This is a genomic window from Olsenella sp. oral taxon 807 (assembly GCF_001189515.2).
Lineage (GTDB): Bacteria > Actinomycetota > Coriobacteriia > Coriobacteriales > Atopobiaceae > Olsenella_F.
On sequence record NZ_CP012069.2, the window covers coordinates 2,183,138 to 2,208,991 of the forward strand.

Here is a 25,854-nt window from a genome sequence, read left to right on the forward strand (position 1 = left end):
TATTGTGACACCTCCTGAAGCCTACTTAACCGTTTTTTGAGAAGTCTTCTCAGAAGCAGTACCTTTCTTCGCAGTAGTCACAGGACTCTTCGCGCTGACAGCCCCCTTCGCAGCGGATGCCTTCTTGGTAGTGCTCGGGGCAGTGCTGGAGGTCTTCTTCGCCTTTGTGCCACTCTTCTCGCTCGCAGACGCCGTAGAGGAGGCTCCCTTGGTCGAGTCGGCCGACCGTGTGGCCCCAGCCTTCTTCGCAGTACCTGGAGCTGCGGTGGCCTTCGCCGCAGCGCTGGCCGCAGGCCTCGTGGCGGTGACCTTCTCAAGCTTGACGTCTGATCTCTTTGCCACGGCCTTAGAGGCGGCCTTGGGCGTGACTGCGGGCTTCTCGGCCTTGGGTGCCTTTGCGAGCACTGCGGGCTTTGCGTCCTTTGAGGGGGACGTTGCCGGTGCTGCGGGCTTCTCGGGCTTCTCGGGCTCAGCTGCGACCTCAGACTCTATCGTGACGCCGGCCTCAGCCTCGGTCTTGTCCTGTGCGCCCTTCTTGCTGCCCGCAGCCACCTTCTTCTTTGGGGGAAGCGGACCGTCGTAGCGCAGGATCAAGCCTGCGAGCGGCGGGAGACGCAGCTCGATGGACTGGTCTCGGTCGTTCCAGGGCTCCTCTTCGGAGGCAAAACGCACGCCCTCGTTCGTCACGCCCGAGCCGCCAAACTCGCTGCTGTCGGAGTTGAAGGCCTCGACCCAGTACCCCTCCCTCGGCAGCCCAAGCTTGAAGTCCTCATGCGGGTTCACGTCAAAGTTGATGACGATGACAAGGTCGTCCTTGGGGTCATCCCCCTTGCGCACAAAGCTGATGACCGACTGTTCGGCGTCATCCGGATCGATCCACTCGAAGCCCTCCTCCGTATAGGCGTTCTGCCAAAGCGCAGGGTGCTCGTTGTAGAACCTGTTGAGCGTCGCCACGAACCGCTGCTGGTTCGCGTGGCTCTCGTACTGCTCGGTCAAGAAGTACTCGATGCCCTCGTAGTAGCGCCACTCGATGAACTGCGCGATCTCGTTGCCCATGAAGTTGAGCTTGCCCCCACAGTGGGTCATCTGGTAGAAGGCGAGCGTCCTCATGCCGGCGAACTCGCGCCAGTAGTCGCCGGGCTGACGGGTGATGAGCGAGCACTTGCCGTGCACGACCTCGTCGTGCGAGAGGGGCAGCACGAAGTTCTCGTTGAACTGGTACATGGCCGAGAAGGTGAGGAGCTTGTGGTTGCCGGGGCGCCACGGGAAGTCGGTCTGTATGTAATGCAGGGTGTCGTTCATCCACCCCATGTCCCACTTGAAGTGGAAGCCCAGGCCACCATCGGAGGAGGGATAGGTGACGAGCGGCCAGGCCGTAGACTCCTCGGCGATCATCATGACGTCGGGATAGTACTTGCCCACGGTGTCGTTGCACTCCCGAACAAACTCGATGGAGACGAAGTCCTCCTCGGTCCCCTTCTCGTTAAACTTCTTGAGCCTGGGATCGTCGATACCAAAGTTGAGGTAGAGCATCGACGTGACCCCATCCATGCGCATGCCGTCGGCATGGTACTCGCCTATCCAGTAGAGGAGATTCGATATCAGGAAGGTGCGGACCTCCGGGCGCCCTAGGTCGAACTTGAAGGTACCCCAGTTGGGGTGCTCTTCCTTCTCGTAGAGCTTTCCGCCGTTAAAGTGCACGAGACCGTGCTCGTCGCGGCAGAAGCCACCGGGCACCCAGTCAAGGATAACGCCGATGTTGGCCTCGTGGCAGGCGTCGATGAAGTGCTTGAGCTGCTTGGGCGTGCCATAGCGGCTGGTGGGCGCATAGTAGCCCGTCACCTGGTAGCCCCAGGAGCCGTCAAAGGGATGCTCCATGACGGGCAGGACCTCGATATGGGAGTAACCCATCTGCTTGACGTAATCCACGAGCTCAACGGACAGCTCGTCGTAGCTGAGGTACGAGCCGCTGTGATCGTCGCTATCGGGATCACCATTTCCCGCAAGGCCGTCGTCGTGGCGCTTCCAGCTGCCCAGGTGCACCTCAAAGATGTTGAGTGGCTCCTTGAGCATCGTGCGCTTTGCCCGCCTCTTCAGGTAAGCGCCGTCGGTCCACTCATAGCCCTCGATGTCAGCGGTGCGCGACGCCGTCCCCGGAGGGCACTCGGCGCTGAACGCGTAGGGATCTGCCTTGTAAAGTAAGTCGCCGTTTGGTGTCTCGATGAGGTACTTGTAGAGCTGGCCCTCCTGCACACCCTCGATGAAGCCCCGCCAGATGCCGCCCGTCTTGGTGGGCTCCAGGTAGATCCCCTCCTGACTCCAGTCGTTGAACTCGCCGATGACCCGGACGCTCTTGGCGTCGGGTGCCCAGACGGCAAAGTTATAGCCCTCGACGCCCAACGTCGTCGCAGGATGGCTTCCTAGCTTCTCGTAGCTGCGATACCAGCGGCCCTCTCCCATCATGTAGAGGTCGTCCTTGGTAATGAGCAGATTCTCTATGGGAACGCTCATGTATATCCTCCCTGGCTTGCGGCCCCAGCGCGGGCCTTGGTGTAGGACGAGAGGCGCATACAACGCCTAGCATAAGACCATAACACGTATTCTATTTCACTTTTCCTCTGGAAATGTCGACTTTTTTGGAACGGTCGCTTTTCTGGACAGCTTGCAGGCAGAGGCCGTCGCACGCATCGGAGGCGCGGGTGGCAGGCCGTCGGCACAACGCCAGATGCCGCGCTGCCGCGCCACGTCAGGCGGATACAATGAATACAGGTTCGCGAGAGGAGCGGCATGCCACGAGAGTCAAAGACATCCAAGCGAGAACGTGCCATCGAGTTCTGCCGACGCATGGGCAGGATCTATCCCCACGTTAGGAGTGCACTCGACTTCACAAACCCCTTCGAGTTGGTAATCTGCGTGCTTCTCTCCGCGCAGACGACGGACGCCGCCGTGAACAAGGTGACGCCCGAGCTCTTCAGGCGCTGGCCAGATGCGGCCGCCATGGCTCAGGCCGACATCGGTGAGCTGGGAGAGGTCATCCGCAGCATCGGCTTCTGGCGCTCGAAGGCGAAGCACTGCGTGGGCACGTCACAGGCGATCATGGGCGACTATGGGGGCGAGGTGCCTCATACGATGGACGGGCTCGTGCGCCTGCCGGGGGTGGGGAGAAAGACCGCCAACATCGTACTCAACAAGGCCTTCGGCGTCGTGGACGGCATCGCCGTCGACACGCATGTGTACCGCATCGCGGTCAGGCTCAAGTTCACGAGCGCCCCCACACCTCTTGCCGCCGAGCAGGACCTGCTCGAGCTGCTCCCACGCAAGCTCTGGGGACCAGTCAACGAGCAGTGGATCCACTTTGGACGAGAGACCTGTACGGCCCAGCATCCCCAGTGCGGCAGCTGCCCCTGCGCAGACATCTGTCCCTCGGCATTCAAGGTCAACGGTAACCCCACGGCAAGGCGGCGTCGTCGAAAGGGCAGCGTCGGCGCGAAACCGTAGGAACTGCGCAACCAAAGGGGCCGGCGCGGCCAAAGGGACGGACGTAAAAGACGGGTGTGGATTGGCACGTTCCCCATCCTCATATGGTATTCGTCCTCATGCAGTACGTTTACCAACGGTGCTGTTGACAATACTGCCGAAATACAGTAGCATCGCAACTACGAGACGGAACCTGGGAGACCAGATGCAATTTGCGGACAAGGACTTGGCCCTATTTTGGGACGACCCCGTATCGTTTCCCCCAAGACGAGTCCCCCCGAGCGTACGAAGAGCAGTTTACCGCACGTTGCAGATCTTGGACGCAGCAAGCAAGCTGGATGACTTGCGCATTCCTCCCGGAAAACGACTCGAGGACGTCGATGGAAGTCGTTCGGGTCAACGCTGCGTCAGAATCAGCGATCAGTGGAGGTTGTGCTTCACATGGGAGAGCGGCGAAGCGAGAGGGGTTGAGTTCTGTGGCTACCATATATGATTTCGTCTCGACTCCCGGGGAGATCTTGCTGGAGGAGTTTCTCGAGCCCATGGGTATTAGCCAGTACCGTTTGGCCAAGGCGATCGGAAGGCCCCAGTCGGCCCTGTCCGACATCGTCCACGGACGACGCGCCATCACGGCAGAGATGGCATGGCTGCTGGGAGAGGCGCTCGGTACCACGGCTCAGTTCTGGCTGAATCTAGAGACGGCATACGAGCTGAAGACGCTCGATACGACACGGATGCCCGTCGTGGAGAAGCTGGCCGTCTAGCACCGCACACAAATCAGGTGCGGCAAGCCATTTGACTGTACGTTAGCAGGGTGGGTGTGTCTGCAGATCGTCAAGCTGGTTTGCCTTGCGCTTTTCTCGATGAACCTGTGGCGCGTGCCACAGCACAGCGATCATGCAAACATAGCGGATGACCACAGGTGGCCGCAGGCAATCGCTTGACAGAGTTCTTTTTCATCTGTAATATAACGATTGTAATATTACAGATGTTATTGAACAGGACCGTCGTATGGGACGACAGCGCTTTAGTGAGGATGAGGTACTCGACGCGGCACTTGGCATCGTAATGCGCAACGACTACAAGTCCGTGACTGCGCGGAGGGTGGCAGACGCCGCAGGCTGCTCGGCCCAGCCGCTCTACAGCCGGTTTGGTGGAATGGAAGGACTCATGGAGTCGCTGTATGAGAGAGCGCTTGAGTGGGTGGCCGAATACAACAGGATGCATGCCCACGACGCGAAGACCGTCTTTGAGTCGAACGGACTGGCCCACATCAGAATCGCCCAAGAGGAGCCGAGGCTCTTCGAATTTCTCTACCACTCCCAATATATGAGCGCGAGAAGCATCGAGCAATTCTTTTCCCGTGTCTCGCAGCCGGGTGTAGAAGAGGAGATCTCGGAGCGCTACAACCTGACGCCTGCCGCTGCGCACGCTCTGTACATCGACATGATGGTGTACACGCACGGCTTCGCGAGCATGCTGGCCGTGGGAGCAGGATTCTCCGATGGAGAACTCATGGAGTACCTGAGTGCTGCGTTCGAGTCGTTTCTCGAGCATGCGGGATCAAGTTGCGCGAACAGAGAGGTGCATGATCGAGGAGGTACAAGCCACCCCTTATGCGCCGAGGCGCCCTAACCTCGCTGTAGTCTCATGAAATATCATGCATGCGATCTCATGTCATCATGCAAGGTCTCATATCGTCGTGTACGGTCTCATGTCATCACCCCCTTGAAGGGGAGATAGGAGCATTATGTCCATAAGCAAGGCGATGCGCGACCGCCACACGGTGCGCAGATACACCACAGAGCCGCTGCTCGAGAGCACAGCCACCCAGCTCAACGAGCGTGTACAGCGGCTCAACGAGGAGCACGCGACCAACATACGACTGGTCAGGGAAGACAGCAGCTGCCTCAACCTCCTAGCCAAGCTATTCATGTCCAAGAACGTAAGAAACTACCTGGTCATGGCTGGTACGGATGGGCCTGGCATCGAAGAGCGCCTGGGATGGTGCGGGGCCGACCTTATGCTGTTCGCACAAGAACTTGGCCTGAACAGCTGGTTTGTCGGCGGAACGTACAGTCCCAAGAGAGCTGCGCGAGCCGCCGGCGTCAACGGGAAGATCGTAGGCGTCATCGCCTTGGGCTACGGAACCACCCAGGGGGTACCCCACAAGTCAAAGGCTGCCAGCGAGGTGAGTTCCTATGCGGGAACGGCGCCCGCCTGGTTCACGGAAGGCGTCGAGGCGGCACTGCTGGCCCCAACAGCTATGAACAGGCAGGCGTTTCACATAGACGGGGCGGGAGACAAGGTCAGTCTCAAGTATGACAACGGCCCGTGCTCCAACGTCGATCGCGGTATCGTCACGTACCACTTCGAGGCTGGTGCTGGGAGGGAGAACTTCAGCTGGGGCGACTGACAGGGACTACCCGATAGCATTACAACGAGGTCCTGCCTGTCCGCGCAGGTATGGTTGCACGTTGTGACACACGAAGTGCATGAAGTGCATACGTGCACGACTCCCACAGCGCGACGAGCGGGTTGTGGATGCAGACTGCGCTTTTCGGTGAGGCATCGGCTGGAGAATGCGCTTTTCCGTGAGGGCCCGCGCCCAGAATGCGCTTTTCCGTAGAGTGCGCTTTTCCTCACCTGGGCAAACGTGGCGGCACCTCACGGAAAGGCGCACTCTGGAGTTGGCACCTCACGGAAAGGCGCAGTCTGGGCCCGCCGCCTCACAGAAAGGCGCATTTTGCGGGCGGCACCTCACCAAAAAGTGCAGTTTGGCCCTAGCGGCACGGGTATGTAGTATGCTTGCCACGCCCTATCCACCCAAGGCCTGACAGGTCCCGCATCTATCCGACAGGCCTCGCACCTGAAAGGACCACCATGAGAGCACTGCTGGTCGTCGACGTCCAGACCGACGTTATGAAGGGCCGCAACACCAAGGGACTCATCGAGGCCTGCAACGACATCATCGGCCGCTATGCCCCCAAGAACGTCGTCTACATCGTGAACAAGCTGCCCTGGGAACCATCCGCAAAGGAGAAGGAGCTGGGAGCGGGACTCAACGTTGTCTCGAACCTATTGTTTGACAAGAAACGCTCCAACGCATTCTCGAATCCCGGCCTGTTGCGGGCGCTGCGCGACATGGGGGCCGACGAGGTCGAGATCATCGGTATCGACGGCAACCACTGCGTGAAGGCGACCGCCCTCGGCGCCCTTGCAAACAGTCTCGGCGCAACGGTCAACGTGCGAGCTGTGGCATCTCGAAACGAGGCCGCGTTCGAGAAAACGAAGCGACGCCTTCGCGCCGCCGGCGTAGAGCTCGCCAACGGGTAGAGACAACGTCAAGAGGTGACGCCTCGACAAGCCCACCATAGTTCGCAGGCATGGGCGCGACGGTCCGTCACGACCCGGCGATAGTTGGAGTAGGCTTTGGGCTATCGGGCGCAAGAAGCGCGCGGATGAGAATTCAAGGAGAAGAGACCATGCAACAAGTAGACGCGGCCATGGAGTGGACAATCATGTCAGAGTGCGACATCCCAAGGGACATGGGCAGCATGCTCGTGCCTGGCGAGGAGCCGGCTGCGGCCTTCACGACGATACGGGACAGGGCTGTGCTGACGAACCGTCGCCTCATCATCAAGGATATCGAGCCCATAACGGGAAAGTCGACCGAGGTCTATTCCCTTCCTTGGAAATCCGTCAGCTCCTGGGCGTTCGTGAACTCCAACAAGATAACTGAGTTCAGCTCGACGCTACGCATATGGATGTCCGGCGAACTGATGGCAATACGGATACGGCGTGGCGTGGACCTCAACAAGATAGACGCCATCATAGCCCAGCACGTGCTGTAGGGACTCAGACAGGCCCACCACCAGGCGCGGCATCTGAGCAGCCGGGGCCGTCAGAGACCCTGGCGTCCTTGGTGCCCATCTCAATCCGCCCTGCCACTCCCCTACCCAAGGCATCACCCGCCTCAAGAGACGGGTTTCAAAGCCTTCCCGAAGGATGGGCCATCACCTCGGCCCAGGTAAAGGATGGGGTAGGATCTAAGTCGTTCGGATGGGAGAAAGTCAAACGGCGCGACCAAGGAGGAGCCATGTCGATCGAGCAAACCATGGAGTGGACGTTCATGTCCGAGTGCGCGGTTCCAAAGGATGTGGAGGACATGCTCGTCCCCGGCGAGGAGGCATGCGCCGCCTTCAAGACGATACGGGACAAGGCCATCCTCACCAGCCACCGGCTCATCATCAGAAATGCGGAGGGCATGACGGGGCAGAAGGTCGAGATGTACTCCCTGCCTTGGAAATCCGTCATATCCTGGGTCTCCACAAACTCGGGCATGATAGTGGACTACAACTCCGAGCTGTGTATGTGGACCCTCCTCGGACAGGTGACGATAAAGCTCGGGCGAGGGATAGACATCCGCAGGATCGACTCCATCCTCGCACAGTGCGCGCTCTAGCCACCGAGGTGAACCCGCACGAGCGGCGGTTCGCGACGATGAGGTTGCGAGAGACGTCTTGAAAGTCGACAGGCTCGTAGGCATACTCTCCGTCCTGCTACAGCGAGACAAGATGACCGCCCCAGAACTAGCGGAGCTCTTTGAGGTGTCCAGACGCACCATAGCCCGTGACATCGACTCGCTCAACATGGCGGGCATCCCCATACAGACAACGCGAGGTACACGTGGCGGGATCCGCATCATGAAAGGCTACCGCCTCGACAAGACCGCACTGACCTCAGCTGACCTGCAGTCCATCCTCGCCGGGCTGAGGGGGCTTGATAGCGCAAGCAAGACCAGGCGCTATGCCGCGCTCATGGAGAAGCTGTCCGCAGGCTCGTCGACGACAATCGCCGCAGACGAGCACGTTCTCATCAATCTTGCGGCCTGGGACAGGGCCACCGTCTCTGAGCGCATCGAGACGGTCCATGAGGCCATCGAGGAACAGCGGAGCCTGTCGTTTCTCTACGTCGCACCATCAGGCGAGACGCACAGGACCATCGACCCCTACTACCTTATCTTCGAGTGGTCGAGCTGGTACGTATGGGGATATTGCGAGCTGCGAGATGACTTTCGCCTCTTCAAGCTGAGCCGCATGACCGACATGAAGGTCGAGAGTCCCTTCGCGAGCAGAGAGGCTCCTCTCCCCCAGCTGTCGGGCGATTGCGTCTTCCCAAAGAGGTGTCGGGTGAGGGCACGAATCCAGCCTCAATGCCGCTGGCGCCTCATCGAGGAGTTCGGGCCGACCTCCCTCACGGAGTGCGAGGACGGCATGCTGCTCTTCTCTGCCGGCTTTTCCTGCCAAGAGCAGGCGATGACCTGGGTCCTATCGCTCGGTGACGGGATCGAGCTCTTGGAGCCAGTCGCGTTGCGCGCCGAGCTGGCAGAGTTCGGGCAACGGCTTCGGGAAAGGTACGATAGGGTATGACAGACTTCGGTATGCGTGCGTCCGCAGGTCGCCTTGGCCGAAACGGATGCCAACCAAAGTGCCCGCTGCCTCCCGCTCCAGAATTTGCGGAGTACGAAGACCTACGAGACAGCAGCCTAATGATACTCTCGACCATGAGGTGGCGCTGTCGACCAGAACCTAGCCCTTGGGTGTAAGAAGCTCTTGCACCTCGGCTACCTTGTCGTCCTGACCCGCGAGCGCCCTCTTTCCCCATCCCCACCCCAGCACCTCGTTAAAGCGATCGATGGCCCTCCACCCACCGCCGTCCACCGCGCTTATGGAGGCTCCCTGCTGAAGCATCCTTCTCAGAATCGCCATATCGGTGTCATCGATGCCGTTTCCGCACATAGAGACAACAAAAGAGTTGATCGGAGGCCTGTCGGTGGGCTCGCCGGCGGGCGCTCCCGCATCCAGCAGGACACTGACAAGCTGGGGGTTATAGGTGTCCTTACCAGACTGGAGGGTCGACTCCGCATGAGGGCCAGACGCGCCCCCATCCTCCCAGTTGCACGCGGCTCTGAGATCGTTTCCATCAGGCGTGACACCCCGGTCGAGCAGAACCTTGGCCGTTGACGGATCGTCCTCTTTGATCGCTAGATCCAAGAGTGATTGCCCAAGGCTCACAGCACGCTGGTCCGAAGGGTCACCGACGGCGACACCAGGCTGCGAGTCGAGCATGCGAGCAAGTCCCTCGGCATCATGTGAGTGCACGTAGGCATAGGCCCTGTCCGATATATCCCGCTGTGCCTTGTACGGAGCGTCCAAGACAGCAATGAAGATGACCGCACCGATCACGAGGGTGAGCGGAATCAAACCAAGGATGAAGAGGACGATGGGGATGGCCTTCTTGGCGCCGAGGTTCTCTCCCCGCGCGGCACGCCCCCTTGCACCGGCGGCAAAGACGGCAGAGACGATGATGCCTGCGAGGATGAATCCGATGGCCACAAGTGCGAGCAGAAACCAAAACCCGAGCAACACGACAAAGAAGCCAGCCATATGCAAGCACCCCAAACGGACGAGAACGCAAGTCTTCGAGAGAACAGGGCTCAGACCTAGGGATGGTTTGATGGTCTCCTTCCCGCTCCCCTCTTACATTGTAGGTCACATGACAGGAGGAGTCTCAAACGTTCGAAGAGCATCGCCAGGGTAGGTATCGCGGGGATAGGCGTCTGCGGGGAGCAGAATGCGGGTTTCCGTGAGGCTGGAGATGCAGAGTGCGCTTTTCCGTGAGGGTGTGGTCGCAGAATGCGCTTTTCCGTAGAGTGCGCTTTTCCTCACCTGCACAAACGTGGCGTCGCCTCACGGAAAGACGCACTCTGTGCCCGGGCACTCACGGAAAGGTGCACTCTGGCAACCGACAGGTTGTAGGGTGCGCTTTTCGGTGAGGTTCGCAGGCAGAATGCGCTTTTCCGTGAGGCGGGCTCTGGGCGAGCAAGTCAAAGTGCGCTTTTCCGTGAGATCAAACGTACAGAATGCGCTTTTCCGTGAGGGTGTGGTCGCAGAATGCGCTTTTCCGTAGAGTGCGCTTTTCCTCACCTGCACAAACGTGGCGTCGCCTCACGGAAAGACGCACTCTGTGCCCGGGCACTCACGGAAAAGCGCATTTTGGGAAGGACGAACGACGCCGCGCGAGGCGCCACGAGCAACTGACCGCAGAGCCCGAAGCCACAAGCCTACCAAACCTGTCTGCATACACCAAGGTCACGAGAAGCGCCCAGCCTTGTACCAGGCCACGGCTATCTGCACGCGATCCCTCAGCCCGAGCTTTGAGAGGATACGCGTGATGGAGCGCTTGACCGACGAAGCCTCTATAGACAGTCGCTCGGCTATCTCGGCGTTGGAGAGGCCCTCAGAGACGAGCTCGGCCATCTTGAGCTCTCGCGGCGGCAGCACGGAGAAGCGGTCGGAGGCAGATGGCGTGCGGTTGGGAATGACCCGCGCTATGAGCTCGCGTGTCACGCGCGGAGAAAGCACAGCGTCGCCTGCCGCCACCGAGCGGATCGCCCCCACGATCGTGCCGACCGCTGAGTCCTTAAGCAGAAACCCGGACGCCCCGACGGCAAGCGCGCCAAACGCATAGTCGTCTTGGTCATAGGTGGTGAGGACAAGCACGTGGACGGAGGGCCAAGAGCGCACGATGCGACGCGTGGCATCTATGCCGTCCATGACGGGCATGCGCACGTCCATGAGGACGACGTCAGGCAGCGCCGCGCCAGACGCGTCGAGGCAACGCAGCTCCTCCATAGCCTTAGCGCCGTTCGCGCAGCGCGAGACTACGTGAAGATCGGCAAACTTGGACATCATGAGCGTGAGCCCGTCTCGCACCTCCCGCTGATCGTCTACCAGCATCACCCGTATCATCAAGCACTCTCATCCTGACACGGCTGTCCCCCGTTCTGGCACGGCTGGATTTCGTCCCCACACAGCTGGTCCTTTGCAGGGGGGATGAGGGCCTCGAGGGACCATCCGCCCTCGTCGGGTCCCCACGAGAGAGACCCGCCCAGGGCGACCAAGCGCTCCTTGAGGCGGCGCAGTCCCGTCCCGGCGTCCTTTCCCGCAGAACGGGAACCCTCACCTGCCCTGTCGCCACAGTTGCCATCGTCGCGAACCGCCACGGCACAGCAGCCGTCAGCGCGATGATCGACCGATACGACGACGCAGCCTGCGTCCTGGGCGTGGCGCAGCATGTTCGTGATGCCCTCACGCACCACCAGGTATGCGAGCTCAGACTGGACGCCGTCGGTGGGCCTGCGCCCCGTCTCAGAGAATGGGGCGGCGACGCCTGCGGCATGCGCCCGCTCGGGCAGGCGGGCGATCTGCTCCCAAGAGCGTTCGGAAACCGTCACTGCCGTCCCCTCCGGCACCTCGAGAGCGGCGACAGCCCGACGCGTATCCGCGAGGCCTGCGCGGGCAAGCTCGCTCACCCGATCGAGGACCTCGCCCGCATCCTGCCCTGCCGCCCTCGCGCCCTCCACGAGCGCGATGATCGCAGTGAGATCGTGCCCGACGCTGTCGTGAAGCTCACCCGCCACGCGAGCCCGGGTCTCGGCATCGCGGCGGATCCTGTCGTATGTCTCGGCGCGGCGCAGCGCGCGTCTACGCTCAAGCTGCGAGCGGGTGGCATCGAAGGCAAGCCACAGGACGCAGGCGAATAGCGCGATGAAGATGGACACGAGCGCAATGGCAGCCCAGGCGATGGTCGGGGAGTCATTTGCCTGCGGCACGCTGAGTGTGAGGCCAACCAAGACGAGAGCGACGGAAAGCATCAGGGCAAATCTGCGAAATGATCCTCTCGGCAGACGACTCGTCCCCATCATGGCACTCCTATCAGCGACAAGCCTCACGACCGCGGGCACATGGGCACGGTCATGGCGCCCGTGGCGTACGGCACGCGCCGCCTCACCACTCGCACCAGCCAACTCACCCAGTCCCAATCCCACCATCAGACCCATGATAGCCCACGTCCACCCTCCCAAGCTACTGGGCCGACCTGCGGGCAAACAGCACGAAGGCGATCGCGCCCGACAGGGTTGTCCATCCGACCAAGACCGCCACGGCAGTTGGCACAGACATGGCCACTTCGGGGTATGAGCTCGTGACGAGGTTAGGCTCAAAGAGCATCACTCCCACCACGGTGGGCAGCCAGCGCGTGAGTGTCGTGATCGACAGCAGGATAAAGGTCATGAGCGACATGCCGGTCATGATAAACAGCGGGACGGCCGCGTCACGGAAGGCATGCGTCAAGAAGAAGGAGATGAGCGCGCAAACAACCAGGTAGAAGGTCCCTCCCACCCAGTGCAGAGCCAGCTCTGCGGGAATCCCCTCCCTTATCACCGAGAGCTCCCCGAGCCTCCACTGCGAGACAAGCGACAGGCTGATAACCGACACCATTGCAACGACCAGGCAGAACAGCGTCAGGACAAGGGTCTGCGCGACCAGAAGGGGAAGCTTTTTCTGCATGACCAAAAGGCTCGTCCGCAGACCGTGGTCGCGATACTCCCCCGAAGCGCAGAGCACACCGACAGCCACCATGCCAAGCCCGCAGAGGGGCACCATGTCGAACCCCATGCCCTCGTAGGTCAGGCCAGGAGCCAGAAGTTTGCTTCCCTCCTGCATGTACCTTACCACCACTGGCGTATCGAACCACGTGATAGATATGCCCGTCGCAAGGGAGAGGAGCGCGACAACCATGATGGCACGATGGCTGAGCAGCTTGACAGCCTCGGCCCTCAGGTAGCAGCCAAAGCCAACGCCTCCTCGTACGCCCGTCATGACGCCTCCCTCCCAGAAAGGCTCCCGCCGTCACGGAAGTCTCTCGACACATACTCTCCCTTACCGGCAGTCCAGTCGAAGTAGGCCTCCTCCAGGTCGCGATGACCGGCGACGAGCTCAGAGGTCACACCCCGCCTTACGATGCGCCCTTGGGTCATGACCACCAAATCGTCGGCCGTCTCCTGCACCTCATGCAGCAGGTGGCTCGTCACGAGGACCGTCCTGTCCTCACCTGCGAGCCTGCGAACGAGGGATCGGACCCAGCGTATCCCCTCGGCATCCAAACCGTTCATGGGCTCGTCGAGCACCACGGTTTTGGGATCCCCGAGTAGCGCGGCGGCGATTCCCAGGCGCTGCCCCATGCCAAGCGAAAAGGTCGAGACGCGCTTGCTCGCAGCCGAGGCAAGGCCCACCTCATCCAAGACCTTGGCTATGTGCCTCCGATCGATGCCATTGCTTGCGGCGAGCCAGGCGAGGTGCGCCCGGGGAGTGCGAAACCCTGCGGCCCCCGATCCGTCAAAGAGCACCCCCACCTCGCGAAGCGGGGCTGTAAGGTCGCGGTAAGCCCTCCCGTCAACGAGGGCCACGCCACAGTCGGCCCGCTCGAGCCCAAGGAGGACGCGTATGGTGGTGGTCTTTCCGGCGCCGTTTGGACCGAGCAGCGCCGTGACGCGTCCGGCCGCAGCCGTGAAGCTCACGTTATCCACCGCCTTCCTTCCGCCATAGGACTTCGTCAGCCCTCGCACATCTATCATGTCGCCACTTCCTTTCGTATCGTTTGCCTATGTGCCTACCTACACACGCCTATGTGCCTACCTACACGCCCCACCTGGCTATGGACACGCGGGCTCCCGCGTAGACCACGACAAGCCAAGCCACCATCGCGGCGATGGGGGCGAACCCGACGCCCTCTCCCCTCGAGAGGGATCGGAGGAGCCCGCTCACCAGCTGGTCGGGGAGCCAGTTCGCGAGCTTGGTGATCGTGCAAAGGATGGAGGAGAGCATCAGGAGCATAGCGATGGTCACCGCCATGACGGGCAGGGACCTCCTCACGCAGACCGACGCGCACATCACGAGCAGGGCAAGCTCCACCCACCAGGTAACGAGCAGGGCAAGTTGGGGAAGGTCTGCGTCGGTCGGGGCCGCCGAGACCCCGTGGACCACAAGGGCAACCGTACGCGCCGCGTATGCCCCGCCGGCCGAGGCCAGCGACGCAGGGAGGGTGATCGCGACAGTTGCCGCAATCTTCGCGGCAAGGAGCCTCCCCCTTCGCGGAACCGCGAGTAGGGAGGAGGCCAGCCCCGTTCCCTCCTCCACGCGCAGCAAGAGGCAGCCGACAAGGACAAACCCAAGCCGTGACACGGAAAACACGTATTGGTAGGCAGACGTGGGGGTCAGTCCCCCGGCGTTCTCGGGATGGACGAGCGCCGTGTGCGTGAGGTAGGCGCCCGCAAGCATCGAGATGGAGACAGTAAGCCCAAGCGTCACCCACATCACGGGATAGGAGCGTAGCTTCAGCAACTCCGCGTGAAGCGCCCTCAGAAACCCCGACGACCCTCGCCCACATCCCATCCCCACCGCGTGTCTCGCTGTACCCATCGGCTATCCTCCCCACGTCCTGCCACGCCAAGGCCACTGGCCTTCAGCCTCCCGTGGCTCCATTTCCAGAGCCCCATACAAGCACGAAACGTTGGCGGGCGGCATAAAAGACAGTGATTGCCACCCGAGGGTGGCACGCGCGCGGCGCCCGTGCACGTAGGCAACCGCCCGCCAGATTGCGGGGCACTATGAAAAAGGAGCCAACTGGGCAAATACGTCCGAGCAACCCCCCGCCAGGCTGCGGGGCGGTTGCTCGAGGACCCGATGGCGCTTGCGTCAGGATCCACCAGCTCATCTCCGAGTCAGAACCATGGTTGGCGAGCACGTCGGAGCGTCTGGCTCAGGCCCCTGCACGCGAGCGGATGGGGCTACAGGTCCCGGTAGTCTACGAGCCTGAGGTCGGGCTGCGCCTCGAGCCATGAGCGCAATTCGGGGTCGATGAGGGCATCGACCTCCTTGGTGCGGTCCTCGGTGAGCGAGGAGTGAGTGAGAATGAACTGGTCGAGGTAGCCGGGGTGACAGACGAAGACCACGGTCTCCCCGTCCCCCATGTCCCCGACGGCCTCCTTGATAGCAGCTTTAGGGCTGTAGCCAGGCAACATGGAGCGCATTACCATGCGGACGTCGGTCGAGCCGCAGCGTACGGTGGCTCTGGGATCAAACGAGACGGGCTGTTCCTTGAGGCCGTGGTTTTCCGCCACATGGGAGATGGCACGCATGAGGTTGACGCTCTGGACTGCGTGCGCCTCGAAGTAGTCAGGCTCGCGACCCGCAATCTGGCAAAAGCGCTCAAGCTGGGCCTCAATCTCGATGACCGCCTCATCGAACGCCACGAAGTCGTGCCCTTCCTTGAAGCAATCTCGATACTCTTGGCTGCTCTTGAACTCGCCGCCCTCCTGCAGAAGGCTGCCGATCTTGCTGGGATCTGCGCACGGCCTGCCAAGGCAGACGTTGGTGTGCTGTCCGACGGCGACGTTTTGATCAGAGATCCACGACCAGCCGCGCCCGGCCTCGGGCATGTTGGGCATGACCCCTACGGAGCGGACGAGACCCTCGCGTACGGTGCGGGCAATGCCGAGGTCCACCGCATAGCTGTAACCCATGTCATCGGCACGGATGAGGAGCTGCTTCATATTGGTTTTTCCTCCCGAAGATAGCGCAGCCAGCACAACAGAGCCACTGTAGCGCATCGCAGCGGCCACAAGCCAAGGATATGTCTTACGCGACGGGCCGTGCTGCCTCGGCACTGGTGTCGAGCTCCTCCTTGGTAAAGCCAAAGAGGAACGTCACGAGGGTAGACACGGCGATGGCGACGACCATGGAGATGACGCCGGCGACGATGTTCTGTGCACCACCGGCTACATAACCAAAGAACGAGAGGATACTCGCGTTGCTCACGACGTAGACGTCAAGGCCAAGGACACCCGCAACAAGCCCACCCGCCGCGCCGCCGGCAATGAGGCCTGCGAACGTACGCATGTGTCTGAAGCCACAGCCATAGAGGGTCGGCTCAGTCACACCACCAACGACGGCGGAGACGAAAAAACTGAAGTTCTCCGCCCTCTCGTCGGGATGCTTAACCCTGAGTGCTGCACCGAAGGCCATGCCGTAGCAGGCAAAGGAAGCCATCCCCGCAGCAACCATAATGCAGGAGTCACAGGCGCCGGTAGCCATGTTAGCAAGCGCCAGCGCGATGAGAACCTGGTGCATGCCAGTCATGACAAGGAACTCCCAGAGACCGCCAACGATAACCATGGTAATGATGGCAACGATACCGCCCCTCTCACCAAGGCCAAAGAGGAAGTTGCCGAGAAGGGTGCCGAGGACGGAGCCGATGGGAGCGAGGGCGCAAAGAGAGATGGGAACCACTATAAGCATGGTAAGAAAGGGGACAAACATCGTAGAGAGGATGTCAGGAATGGCCTTCTTGAAGAACCTCTCGATCTGCCACAGGACGGGGATGCAGAGGAGAATGGGCAGGACAGTGCTACTGTAGTTATTGACAACCGCAGGAAGGCCGTATACGGCGGTCGTGGTCATGCCCACGTCTACCATGGTCATGAACTCGGGGGCAATAAGCACGCCTCCAAGCATCATGCCGAGAACAGGGCTCGCTCCGAGGACCTTGGCAGCAGACCAACCGAGGATGACCGGCATGAAGTAGAACCCAGCGCTATAGAGCCAGTTGTAGAAGAGGTTGTAGGTGTCGGAGTCTGCCGCCCAAAGGTTAAGCATGGTCGGTCCACAAACCGCCGCGATGGTTCTAAACACTGCCGCAACCATCATGATGGGGATAAGCTGTACCATCGATTTGGACAGGTAGTTGAGGACGCTACCTCCGACCGATTTGGCGGTGAGCTTCTCCCTGGGCGCGCCGCCGAGGCTCTCACCTACGGAACCGCCAGCAGCGACGCCGAGCTTGATGAGCTCGTTATAGACTTTGGGAACATTCTGACCTATCACGACCTGGTACTGGTCGCCAACCCACTGGGCAGCGAGTACTCCCTTGATCTTTTTGACCTCATCATCATCGGGAATTGACTGATCCTTGAGATTGAGGCGTAAGCGCGTCATGCAGTGCGCAACAGTCGTGACATTCTCCTTACCACCAACTGCGACCAGAACATCTACTGCCACCTTCTCGTTACCAACTGCCATCTGTCTTCCCTTCTCTTCTCGTCACAGGCGAAGAGGAGAACCAAGACAGCAGCGTTAATGGGAAAGATGGAATGTCACGGTATGAAAAAGACCCCGAGACCTACCAACAACGAAAACCGACCGCCACCTTGTAGCGAACGCCGTTGCCCTGGTAATGCCCCGCGAGTCCTCGCGTGTAACACCCAATAGCTAAGAATTAGTATGCACCGTTTCGCGAAAATGTCAACAAGGAACTTTCCGTGTCGCAAGGTTCGCGGCGTCATCCGTCCTTGGCGCGCGCCACGACGCGAGTGACGTGCAGGATAAGATAGACGAGCTCCTCCTCGGTGAGCGTGTTACCGTAGGTCTGCTCGAGGATGGCGCCAATCTTGGCGGCACAGGTAGTCTCATGGGGATGCTGCCTTGAGAGCATAGGATAGAGGTCGGAGCTTTTCGTGTCGAGGAGGCTCCCTGCGGCCACGCGTTCGATGAGGTAGCATACATGGGTAGCAAAGCGGGCGTAGTCAAATGAGTCACGGTTGACGGTGACTCCCATGTCATGCTCCACGATAGCAGTCGCGGAGTTGAGGAGGCGATCCTTCCTGCGCCGATTGATCGTCGACTTGTCGCTTGATGAGACGGTACTGTTCACGATAGAGAGCGCAATACCCACCGCCTCCCCTTTGGGCAGGCGCACACCGAAGGTCTTGCTGATACCGCGGACAGCTATCTCACCGAGGCCGTACTCCACGGGATAGTTCTGCTGTACGTCGTAAGCCAGCGGCATCTGCACGTACATGTGCTCACGCGCTCGCCTGACCGCAAAAGAGATGTGGTCGGCGAGGGTTATGGGGAGGTTGGGGGAGAGCTCGTGCGACACCTGCGAGCGGACGATGTCGGAGAACTGTGCGGCAAACTCGAGCTCTTCGGGAGGGAGGAGCTCGATGAGATCGAGGTACTTGTCATCAATGCCGTAGAAAGTCCGCTTGATGCTGACGAGAGGTACATCGCGCGGCATGGAGCCAAAGCCCACGCCTGCACCAAGGGCGATGAGCTGGCGTCCCCTGCCATCCACGCAGATCGCGGCGTTGTTACCGATGGCCTGTAGTGCCCGCAAGCCGATTCCCCCAAAAGTCGCTGTCGTGATCTTCCTACCTTAGCAGATGTGGAGGCAGTCGAAGCAGGATATATATTTGTGGCTGAACTCAGACCAGTGACGGCCACATCTTTGAGATGGGGTCTTTCGGATCGGTGTATCCACATGGCCTCGCCACCCTTGCCTCTGAAGAGTGCGGTGATCTCATGCGGACCCACTGCCGAGGCGGGAGGCCTCCGCGCTGCCGTCCGGGTTCAACCAAACATGCCCGCTTGCTGTCGAGTACACCGCTGATACGCTATGCGTCTGGTGCGCCACCAAGGCAATGGCATCGCCTTCTCACCACAGACCCCGAAAGGCGGGTACGGTGATATCCCCGCTACAGGAACATTGCCATGTACAAGGGAGGTAGATGATCCCGTCCTTCTCCGTAATATCCCGGCCATAGAGGATGTGGCCCAGACCCAAGCGCCTGCCCCAACGATATGCGTCCTTCAAAGAAGACTCAGCATGCCAGCACCGTCGTCTCGTCTCCTATCGACACCAAATGACGGTTACTTATATCAGAATCATACACGAAATGACACTCTATATCTGAGTTTTTGTGAGGCTTCGTGAGCTCGTGTAGGTGGATGGTTGCGTCACCGCCCCGGTGGCATGGACCTCAGGTCCAAGCACCTGAGCATCACGGGGGCCGTGGGGCCATCGACGTCGTGGGACCCATGGCCCCGCCCGTTCGCGCGAGCGGCCGTGGGTATGCAGGAGTGTACACAGACCGGCGAAAACGGCCTCTCGACGCAACCACCGCTCGCATGCAGAACGCGCCCTTTGGTCGAGTCTCACACGCAAAATGCGCCTTTCCGTGACGTCGCCCGTCCAGAATGCGCCTCTCGGCCACGTCGCGGTGGCGTCGTCGGCGCAGAGCGCGCCTTTCCGTGAGAGTGACACCCCCAGAGTGCGTCTTTCCGTGAGTCGCCGGTTGCAGAGTGGGGCACATGTGCACGCTGTTGCGACGCGATTCGCCGAGGCGTCAACCCACACGAACCCCCGAAGAGCCACCTTTGTGCACGTATTTACGGTAAAGGCGTTAGTGTTGGTGGACGCGAAGCGGATAGACCGGACTGGCCATTTCTGCCCGACGACCGCAGCATTGGAAAGGCGTATGCTGAATAGCGTATGACCAGGGGAAACGTGATCTTCTTACAAACGGTCGAGCTTAGCGGCCGCATCGCACTCACAATGCGTGCTAGCCCTTACGCAGGCGTTCCTTGTATCTCTCGCCCCATACCCGCATGGCGTCGAGCACGGGCTTGAGGCTCTGTCCCAGCTCGGTGAGCGAGTACTCCACGCGCGGCGGAACCTCAGCAAACGCCTCACGGCTCACGATCCCAAACTCCTCCATGGAGCGCAGGTTTGTGGTAAGCACCTTCTGGGATATCTTGCCTATGGAGCGCTGCAGCTCCTTGAAGCGCATGGTACCGTTGAGGCCCAGATCGCGCAGGATGAGCACCTGCCACTTGTTGCCGATGAGGCTGAGCGTGGTTTCCACGGGGCACGCAGGAAGAGTATCGAGCTTCTTGTTCATGTTTCAACTACTTCTACACAGGCGGATACATTAATAGTCACCAATAGGTACCTACGGCACAATATAGTGCCTACTTCCATATGGCATGCATTGATTCTACTATGCAACCTGTCAGAAGGCAACGGCGCAAAGGGCGTCACAACGGAAAGGAACCGATCATGACCAAGAGGATCGCGGTAGTGGCGGCAAACGGCAAGGCGGGTCAGCTCATCGTGAGAGAGGCCGTCGAGCGTGGCAACGATGTCACCACGTTCGTACGCTCCGAGAACAGGACCGTTGCTGAGAACGTCGTGGTCAAAGACATCATGGACCTGACGCCTAAGGACCTCGTCGGCTTCGACGCCGTGGTGGACGCCTTCGGTGCCTGGACCCCCGAGACGCTGCCTCAGCATTCCACTACACTGGCGCACCTGTGCGACATCCTATCCGGCACGGACACGCGTCTGCTCGTCGTGGGCGGTGCCGGAAGCCTGTACGTGAACCCAGAGCACACCATGACCGTCTCCGAGACGCCGGACTTTCCCGAGATGTTCAAGCCCCTGGCGTCTGCCATGGCCGAAGCCCTGAGCGACCTGCGCGAGCGCGACGATGTGAGGTGGACCTACATCAGCCCCGCAGGCGACTTCCAGGCCGAGGGCGAGCGCACGGGCGAGTATATCCTTGCCGGAGAGGAGCTCACCCTCAATGACCGCGGCGAGTCCATCATCTCCTATGCCGACTACGCCATAGCCATGGTGGACGAGATCGAGTCCGGAGACCATATCCAGCAGCGCATCAGCGTTGTTTGCAAGTAAGCTGTCAAGAATTTGAAGGATCGAGATACAGATGGGTCACACCCACGACAACGTAAAAGAGCTCGTCGAGGTCATCCATGCGGCAGAAGCCGTGGTGGTGGGCGCCGGATCGGGACTTTCGACGGCAGCCGGGCTCACCTACGGCGGGGAGCGATTCCGGCGCCACTTCTCCGACTTCATCGAGGCGCGCGGGTTCACCGACATGTACACGGCCGGCTTCTTCCCCTTCCCAACGCTGGAGGAGCAGTGGGCCTACTGGAGCCGCCACATATGGTACAACCGCTACGTGAAGGCGCCCAAGGACACCTACAAAAAGCTGCTTAAGCTGCTGGACTGCAAGGACTTCTTTGTGCTGACCACCAATGTGGACCATCAGTTTCAGCTGGCGGGGTTCCCGAAGGAGCGCCTGTTCTACACCCAAGGCGACTATGGCCTTTGGCAGTGCAGCGTACCCTGCCACAACGTCACCTACGACAACCGTGAGGCTGTAAGGCTCATGGTCGAGGAACAGCGCGGCATGCGGGTACCGACAGAGCTCGTACCGCACTGTCCCAAGTGCGACGAACCCATGAGCATGAACCTGAGGGCAGATGACACCTTCGTGGAGGACGAAGACTGGCATGCGGCTGCGAACCGGTACAGTGACTACCTCAACGCTCACAGCGAGGGTAGGGTGCTCTACCTTGAGCTGGGCGTAGGAATGAACACGCCGGCCATCGTGAAGTACCCCTTCTGGCGCCGCACGTACGCAAACCCACAGGCACGCTACGCGTGTGTCAACTACAGGGAGGCGTATGCGCCAGCCGAGATACACGGCCGTTCGTTCCTCCTGAGCGGCGATATCGACAAAGTGCTTTTTGAGGCGCTATCGTTGACCGATTTCGAGGGGGCATAGGATGGAGCAAGAGCGTAAAGCGCAACTGCTGGAACATCTGGTTGCAAGTCTGTGCGACGAGCGGGGCATCGACGCGCCCGCGACAAGGAGCGCCGATGAGCTATGGAGCGCGTTTCGCGCACTGGTCAATACCAGGCCACCGATGCCGGCGGACGAACGCTGGCTCCGAATGCAGGACGAGCTGCTCAAGGGGCTCATCGAGGATGCGGGAACCGCGTCGGTGGCCGATGCTGTTGCAAGCCCCGCTCATCCTCGCATCCGCCTGTGGAGGGGCGACATCACGACACTGGCCGCAGATGCCGTCGTGAACGCGGCCAACAGCCAGATGCTGGGGTGCTGGCGGCCCGGGCACCATTGCATCGACAACGCGATCCATACCTTCGCGGGGGTGCAGCTGCGCATGGAATGCGCCGAGGTCATGGACGCCCAAGGCCACGAGGAGCCTACGGGGTCCGCGAAGATCACCAAAGCCTACAACCTGCCATCGAGACATGTCATCCACACGGTCGGTCCCATCGCGAGCGGACGCCCGACGGCCCTGCACCGCGCGCAGCTTGCCAGCTGCTATCGCAGTTGTCTGGAGCTAGCGGACCGGAGCCGATTGTCCTCCATAGCCTTCTGCTGCATCGGCACGGGCGTGTTCGGCTTTCCGCAAGAGGAGGCCGCAAAGATCGCCGTCCGTACGGTACGCGAATGGCTTGGGGCAAGCAAGTCCCAGATCACTGTGATCTTCGATGTCTTCTCCGACAAGGACTTGGAGACATACGCCAGCTTACTTGACATACCGAGCTCATAAAACGCATCGGCCGGGATCGGTCCCGATCACTCCCACGGCATGGTTGCCGTGAGCGTCGATCTGAGCCAGCCACAAAAGAGAGCTGGAGAAGGTGAGCGAGAACGTGCTCACCGACTCCGACGCGCAGGCACTCTCCCACGACGACGTAACCATCATCCAGATAACAGTTCCTCGCGCCGACAGGAGGCTGCGCCCCATCTACCTCAACGACAACCCGAAACGCTCGTTCAGACGCAACCGCTCGGGTGACTACCTCTGCCGCTGCGAGGAGATCCAGGGGATGATGCGCGACGCCGCCGACCAGAGCCAGGACTGCAGGACCCTGCCCCGAGTGGGCATAGGCGGACACGACCTCGCACCCTCCCCCGATGCGCCGTCCGGCGATGGCCGATACACGTGGTCGTCCGCTCCGCTTTCTCCTGTTCCATCCGGCAACTCTCTGTTAGACCACCGTTGACATGGCAAGCTACCTCGCCTCTTGCTGCATCAGGCCAAGCATTCCTTGGTCTTCCCATGACGTGTTGTCTGTCAACGGCATCGTAGCGGAGGGGCGAAGTATCATCATGTCAACGGTGGTCTAACAGAGGGTCCGGCAAAGCGCCAGGGGTATCGCCTGCCACTTGACCTCAGCCCAAGGAACCTGTCGTGATTCCCCATCAATCCCAGCTCCCTGAGTTGCCTATGGCGTAAAGCGGCACGTTGCGCATCCACCCCTGGTCGCAAAAGCCCGAGAGGCTGAAACGCCTCGACACCGTGCCGGGATATCGACCCGAGAATGCTCTCAGGCTCTTCGAGCGCAGGTTCTCCTCGGCCTTCACCTCGATGGGATAGACCCTACCGCCGCGCTGCACGAGGAAGTCAACCTCGCCGCGAGAGTTCTCTGCAGACCAGTAGCACGGACTAAGATTGCAATCCGAGACCAGCTGCTGGCAGACGTACTGCTCGGTGAGGGCTCCCCTAAACTCAGTGAAGAGTGCGTTACCATCGACGATACTCGAGGCGTCGAGCCTAGAAAGCGCACAGAGAAGACCGACGTCGAGGGAAAAGAGCTTGAACGCGGACTCGTCTGCGTAGGCCGAGAGGGGAACACCCGGCTTGGACACCCGAGGAACCCTCGTCGCGATACCGGCCTGCGTAAGCCAGGTGATCGCCGAACGGTAGTCACGGGCCCGGGCACCCTCCCCAATATGCCCGAAGACAAACTTCTTGTTCTCCTGCCCAAGGTGCGCCGGAAGCGAGCGCCATGCAGAGAGGGCGCGCTCCGCTCCAGCAGCCCCCAGATGCTTCGAGATGTCCCTCTCGTAACCGAATAGGACCCCCTCCTGCACGGCACGGACGGCGGACAGGTCAGCGGACTCGACGAACGTAGCGACCGCCTCAGGCATGCCTCCGACGAAGTAGTACTGCTTAAGCAACTCTCTGAACTTCGCCGCAAGGGACCCGAGAAGCTGCTTGTCGCCCGAGTCGACGACCTCCCGCAGCATCGGGTTGCCCGTCGCATCAAGGAACTCGCGAAAGCTCAGAGGGTGGAGGTCGAGCATGTCAACCTTGCCGACGGGATAACCCGTGCCCTCGTGGAACGTGATGCCCAGGAGGGATCCCGCCGCCACCACAGCAAGCTCCGGGGCGTTCTCGCAAAAGTACTTGAGCGAGGTGAGCGCCTTGGGGCACTCCTGAACCTCGTCAAGTACGACGAGGGTCTTGCCGGGGATCACCCTCTGCCCACTCTCCGCCTGGATCATGAGCAAGATGCGGGGCAGGTCATAGCCCACGTCAAACTGAGAGGCGAGGCCCAAGTTGTTGTCGAGGTTGACGTAGGCGACGCTCTCGAAGTGCCTCGCGCCGAACTCCATGAGCAACCAGGTCTTCCCAACCTGCCTGGCACCATTGAGCACAAGAGGCTTCCTGCGAACGGAGTTCTTCCATCCGACGAGGTCATCCATAAGGAAACGTTCCATGACACCTCCAAACGGCATACTATCAGAACATTCTTATTATCACACAGGATGGTTATAATAAGGACGTAAAATAACCTATATTGGCTTTTTGATGTACCTCATCTCCATTCTGCACTATGGCTTAGCCTTGACTGATTGCACCAATGCGGTGCGCTCGCCGGGTGGCGCAAGAAAGTTGAGATGAGATGTCTGGCAGGCCCTCCCCGCACGGAGGATCCGGCGCAGCTCTTGGTGCGCTCGCCGGGCGACTCCGACCGGTCGCGCGCCCGGGCCCTGCCCCGAGTGGGCATAGGCGAGCACGACCTTGCGACCGTGAGCTCCTACCGACAGCGCTACCGGCTCTCCCACAACGGACACGCCTGGAACGAGCTTGGAGACAGTGACTTCCTGCGCCGCATAGGCCGAGGACGGCAGGCTGCACCCGACGGTCGCGGGACTTCTCATGTTCGGTCATGACTGGCGCATCGCGGAGGAACTGCCCAACTACTTCTTGGACTACCGCCAGCAGCAGGTGGTGTCCTGCGTTTTTGTCTCCCGCAAGGAGAAGGGACGAGTTTGAAGGGTGTCAGATGATGAGCGCCGCATTTCCTGCTAGGGTGCGGCGCTCATGTATTCCTGGTAAGAGGGAAAGCGCAGAAACGCTCACCTCGGATCCCTTGATACATATTGATCAAATATGTATCATGTAAACATGGATACGATGTACAAGGACATGTTCGAGTGGGAGCAGGCCAAGGCGAAGACAAACGCCACAAGCATGGGGTGACCTTCGAGGAAGCCTCGACCGTGTTTTCCGACACGTACGCACTTGTGATCGACGACCCCGACCACTCTGAACAGGAGAGCCGATTCGTGATCATCGGTCTCGCACTCTTTGCCCAGGTCCTGGTCGTGTGTCACTGCTGGCGCGAGGGGGCGCGCATCCGCATCATATCGGCCAGGAAGGCGACAAGGCACGAGGACGAGCAGTATTGGAGGCGCCGCCATGAGGGATGAGTACGACTTCGGCAAGGGGAGGCAGAGCCCCTACGCGAAGATGCTGAGGAAGCCGGTAACCATGAACATCGACGTGGCCACCATCGACTACTTCAAGGAGGAGTCGAGGCGCACCGGGGTGCCCTATCAGACCATCATCAACATGTACCTGGGCCAGTGCGCGGCGGAGGGAAAGCACCTCACGTTCGTGTAGCAAAGCCTGCCGCTCAGGCCCCGGTGGAGCTAGGCCCGAAAGGACGGCGCGCCGCCGGGCGACTCCGACCGGTCGCGCCCGGCCCTCTCGCGGTGTCATGTCG

Annotated in this window: 28 protein-coding genes; 16 read left to right on the plus strand and 12 right to left on the minus strand. The window is 60.6% G+C overall.

Going from position 1 to position 25,854, the window contains the following annotated elements:
* Positions 1–21: 21 nt before the first annotated feature.
* Positions 22–2,511, minus strand: coding sequence for a 1,4-alpha-glucan branching protein GlgB (gene glgB / locus ADJ70_RS09285; RefSeq protein ID WP_083443930.1), 2,490 nt, complete (start codon positions 2,509–2,511; stop codon positions 22–24).
* Positions 2,512–2,787: 276 nt separating this feature from the next.
* Between glgB and nth the strand changes: the two genes are divergently transcribed.
* From nth to ADJ70_RS09325, 9 genes are all read left to right on the plus strand, one after another.
* Positions 2,788–3,498, plus strand: a complete 711-nt coding sequence (nth, locus tag ADJ70_RS09290; protein WP_050340862.1) for an endonuclease III — start codon at positions 2,788–2,790, stop codon at positions 3,496–3,498.
* Between the two features lie 184 nt (positions 3,499–3,682).
* Entirely contained in the window at positions 3,683–3,970 is a 288-nt protein-coding gene (locus ADJ70_RS14155) for a type II toxin-antitoxin system RelE/ParE family toxin (protein ID WP_083443931.1), read from the plus strand.
* The gene (locus tag ADJ70_RS09295; RefSeq protein ID WP_253273164.1) at positions 3,954–4,241 is read left to right on the plus strand and encodes a HigA family addiction module antitoxin; all 288 of its coding nucleotides are present in this window, start codon (positions 3,954–3,956) and stop codon (positions 4,239–4,241) included. The genes ADJ70_RS14155 and ADJ70_RS09295 overlap by 17 nt, the downstream gene beginning before the upstream one ends.
* 247 nt (positions 4,242–4,488) lie before the next feature.
* A complete protein-coding gene (locus ADJ70_RS09300; RefSeq protein WP_083443933.1) occupies positions 4,489–5,112 on the plus strand; it encodes a TetR/AcrR family transcriptional regulator in 624 nt (207 codons plus the stop codon).
* Positions 5,113–5,227: 115 nt separating this feature from the next.
* Positions 5,228–5,893 (plus strand): nitroreductase family protein, encoded by a 666-nt coding sequence (locus tag ADJ70_RS09305; RefSeq protein ID WP_050340864.1) that lies wholly within the window; start codon positions 5,228–5,230, stop codon positions 5,891–5,893.
* 467 nt (positions 5,894–6,360) lie between these two features.
* Positions 6,361–6,813 carry a cysteine hydrolase family protein gene (locus tag ADJ70_RS09310; RefSeq protein ID WP_050340865.1) on the plus strand — a complete coding sequence of 151 codons (453 nt, stop codon included), beginning with the start codon at positions 6,361–6,363 and terminating at the stop codon, positions 6,811–6,813.
* Positions 6,814–6,962: 149 nt separating this feature from the next.
* Complete coding sequence (locus ADJ70_RS09315; protein ID WP_050340866.1) at positions 6,963–7,331, plus strand: PH domain-containing protein; 369 nt, start codon at positions 6,963–6,965, stop codon at positions 7,329–7,331.
* 245 nt (positions 7,332–7,576) lie between these two features.
* The gene (locus ADJ70_RS09320) at positions 7,577–7,942 is read left to right on the plus strand and encodes a PH domain-containing protein (RefSeq protein ID WP_050340867.1); all 366 of its coding nucleotides are present in this window, start codon (positions 7,577–7,579) and stop codon (positions 7,940–7,942) included.
* 58 nt (positions 7,943–8,000) lie between these two features.
* Positions 8,001–8,909 (plus strand): YafY family protein, encoded by a 909-nt coding sequence (locus tag ADJ70_RS09325; protein WP_050340868.1) that lies wholly within the window; start codon positions 8,001–8,003, stop codon positions 8,907–8,909.
* A gap of 159 nt (positions 8,910–9,068) precedes the next feature.
* On the opposite strand, the gene ADJ70_RS09330 is transcribed toward ADJ70_RS09325, so the two are convergent.
* The 10 genes from ADJ70_RS09330 to ADJ70_RS09375 all read right to left on the minus strand — a co-directional run bounded on the left by ADJ70_RS09330 (position 9,069) and on the right by ADJ70_RS09375 (position 20,119).
* A complete protein-coding gene (locus tag ADJ70_RS09330) occupies positions 9,069–9,926 on the minus strand; it encodes a hypothetical protein (RefSeq protein ID WP_050340869.1) in 858 nt (285 codons plus the stop codon).
* Between the two features lie 705 nt (positions 9,927–10,631).
* Complete coding sequence (locus ADJ70_RS09335) at positions 10,632–11,291, minus strand: response regulator transcription factor (RefSeq protein ID WP_050340870.1); 660 nt, start codon at positions 11,289–11,291, stop codon at positions 10,632–10,634.
* Complete coding sequence (locus ADJ70_RS09340) at positions 11,291–12,382, minus strand: sensor histidine kinase (protein ID WP_050340871.1); 1,092 nt, start codon at positions 12,380–12,382, stop codon at positions 11,291–11,293. The genes ADJ70_RS09335 and ADJ70_RS09340 overlap by 1 nt, the downstream gene beginning before the upstream one ends.
* Positions 12,383–12,407: 25 nt before the next feature.
* A complete protein-coding gene (locus ADJ70_RS09345) occupies positions 12,408–13,202 on the minus strand; it encodes an ABC transporter permease (RefSeq protein WP_050340872.1) in 795 nt (264 codons plus the stop codon).
* Positions 13,199–13,957 (minus strand): ABC transporter ATP-binding protein, encoded by a 759-nt coding sequence (locus tag ADJ70_RS09350; RefSeq protein WP_050340873.1) that lies wholly within the window; start codon positions 13,955–13,957, stop codon positions 13,199–13,201. The genes ADJ70_RS09345 and ADJ70_RS09350 overlap by 4 nt, the downstream gene beginning before the upstream one ends.
* Before the next feature lie 61 nt (positions 13,958–14,018).
* Positions 14,019–14,801, minus strand: a complete 783-nt coding sequence (locus ADJ70_RS09355; protein ID WP_050340874.1) for an ABC transporter permease — start codon at positions 14,799–14,801, stop codon at positions 14,019–14,021.
* Between the two features lie 368 nt (positions 14,802–15,169).
* On the minus strand, positions 15,170–15,934 hold the full coding sequence (locus tag ADJ70_RS09360) for a ChbG/HpnK family deacetylase (protein WP_050340875.1): 765 nt from the start codon (positions 15,932–15,934) through the stop codon (positions 15,170–15,172).
* A gap of 85 nt (positions 15,935–16,019) precedes the next feature.
* On the minus strand, positions 16,020–17,459 hold the full coding sequence (locus ADJ70_RS09365) for a PTS transporter subunit EIIC (RefSeq protein ID WP_050340876.1): 1,440 nt from the start codon (positions 17,457–17,459) through the stop codon (positions 16,020–16,022).
* A 259-nt stretch (positions 17,460–17,718) separates the two neighbouring features.
* Positions 17,719–18,555, minus strand: coding sequence for a PRD domain-containing protein (locus ADJ70_RS09370; RefSeq protein WP_050340877.1), 837 nt, complete (start codon positions 18,553–18,555; stop codon positions 17,719–17,721).
* A gap of 1,225 nt (positions 18,556–19,780) precedes the next feature.
* Positions 19,781–20,119, minus strand: coding sequence for a helix-turn-helix domain-containing protein (locus ADJ70_RS09375; protein WP_050340878.1), 339 nt, complete (start codon positions 20,117–20,119; stop codon positions 19,781–19,783).
* Between the two features lie 158 nt (positions 20,120–20,277).
* Here ADJ70_RS09375 and ADJ70_RS09380 point away from each other — a divergent pair, with 158 nt between their 5' ends.
* The 4 genes from ADJ70_RS09380 (at position 20,278) to ADJ70_RS09395 (ending at position 23,061) form a co-directional block, all read left to right on the plus strand.
* Entirely contained in the window at positions 20,278–20,913 is a 636-nt protein-coding gene (locus ADJ70_RS09380) for an SDR family oxidoreductase (RefSeq protein ID WP_050340879.1), read from the plus strand.
* 31 nt (positions 20,914–20,944) lie between these two features.
* The gene (locus ADJ70_RS09385; RefSeq protein WP_050340880.1) at positions 20,945–21,808 is read left to right on the plus strand and encodes a Sir2 silent information regulator family NAD-dependent deacetylase; all 864 of its coding nucleotides are present in this window, start codon (positions 20,945–20,947) and stop codon (positions 21,806–21,808) included.
* A 1-nt stretch (position 21,809) separates the two neighbouring features.
* Positions 21,810–22,604, plus strand: a complete 795-nt coding sequence (locus ADJ70_RS09390) for a protein-ADP-ribose hydrolase (RefSeq protein WP_050340881.1) — start codon at positions 21,810–21,812, stop codon at positions 22,602–22,604.
* Between the two features lie 91 nt (positions 22,605–22,695).
* Entirely contained in the window at positions 22,696–23,061 is a 366-nt protein-coding gene (locus ADJ70_RS09395; protein ID WP_050340882.1) for a hypothetical protein, read from the plus strand.
* 199 nt (positions 23,062–23,260) lie between these two features.
* Here the strand turns inward: ADJ70_RS09395 and ADJ70_RS09400 are convergent, their stop codons facing one another.
* Positions 23,261–24,562 (minus strand): ATP-binding protein, encoded by a 1,302-nt coding sequence (locus tag ADJ70_RS09400; RefSeq protein WP_050340883.1) that lies wholly within the window; start codon positions 24,560–24,562, stop codon positions 23,261–23,263.
* Between the two features lie 180 nt (positions 24,563–24,742).
* Here ADJ70_RS09400 and ADJ70_RS14660 point away from each other — a divergent pair, with 180 nt between their 5' ends.
* The 3 genes from ADJ70_RS14660 to ADJ70_RS09410 all read left to right on the plus strand — a co-directional run bounded on the left by ADJ70_RS14660 (position 24,743) and on the right by ADJ70_RS09410 (position 25,751).
* Positions 24,743–25,018: a hypothetical protein gene (locus tag ADJ70_RS14660; RefSeq protein ID WP_157051481.1), complete on the plus strand. Its 276-nt coding sequence runs from the start codon at positions 24,743–24,745 to the stop codon at positions 25,016–25,018.
* A gap of 264 nt (positions 25,019–25,282) precedes the next feature.
* Complete coding sequence (locus tag ADJ70_RS09405; RefSeq protein WP_216597250.1) at positions 25,283–25,558, plus strand: BrnT family toxin; 276 nt, start codon at positions 25,283–25,285, stop codon at positions 25,556–25,558.
* Positions 25,548–25,751: an antitoxin gene (locus ADJ70_RS09410; protein WP_050340884.1), complete on the plus strand. Its 204-nt coding sequence runs from the start codon at positions 25,548–25,550 to the stop codon at positions 25,749–25,751. Before ADJ70_RS09405 ends, ADJ70_RS09410 begins: the two co-directional genes overlap by 11 nt.
* The last annotated feature ends 103 nt before the right edge of the window (positions 25,752–25,854 follow it).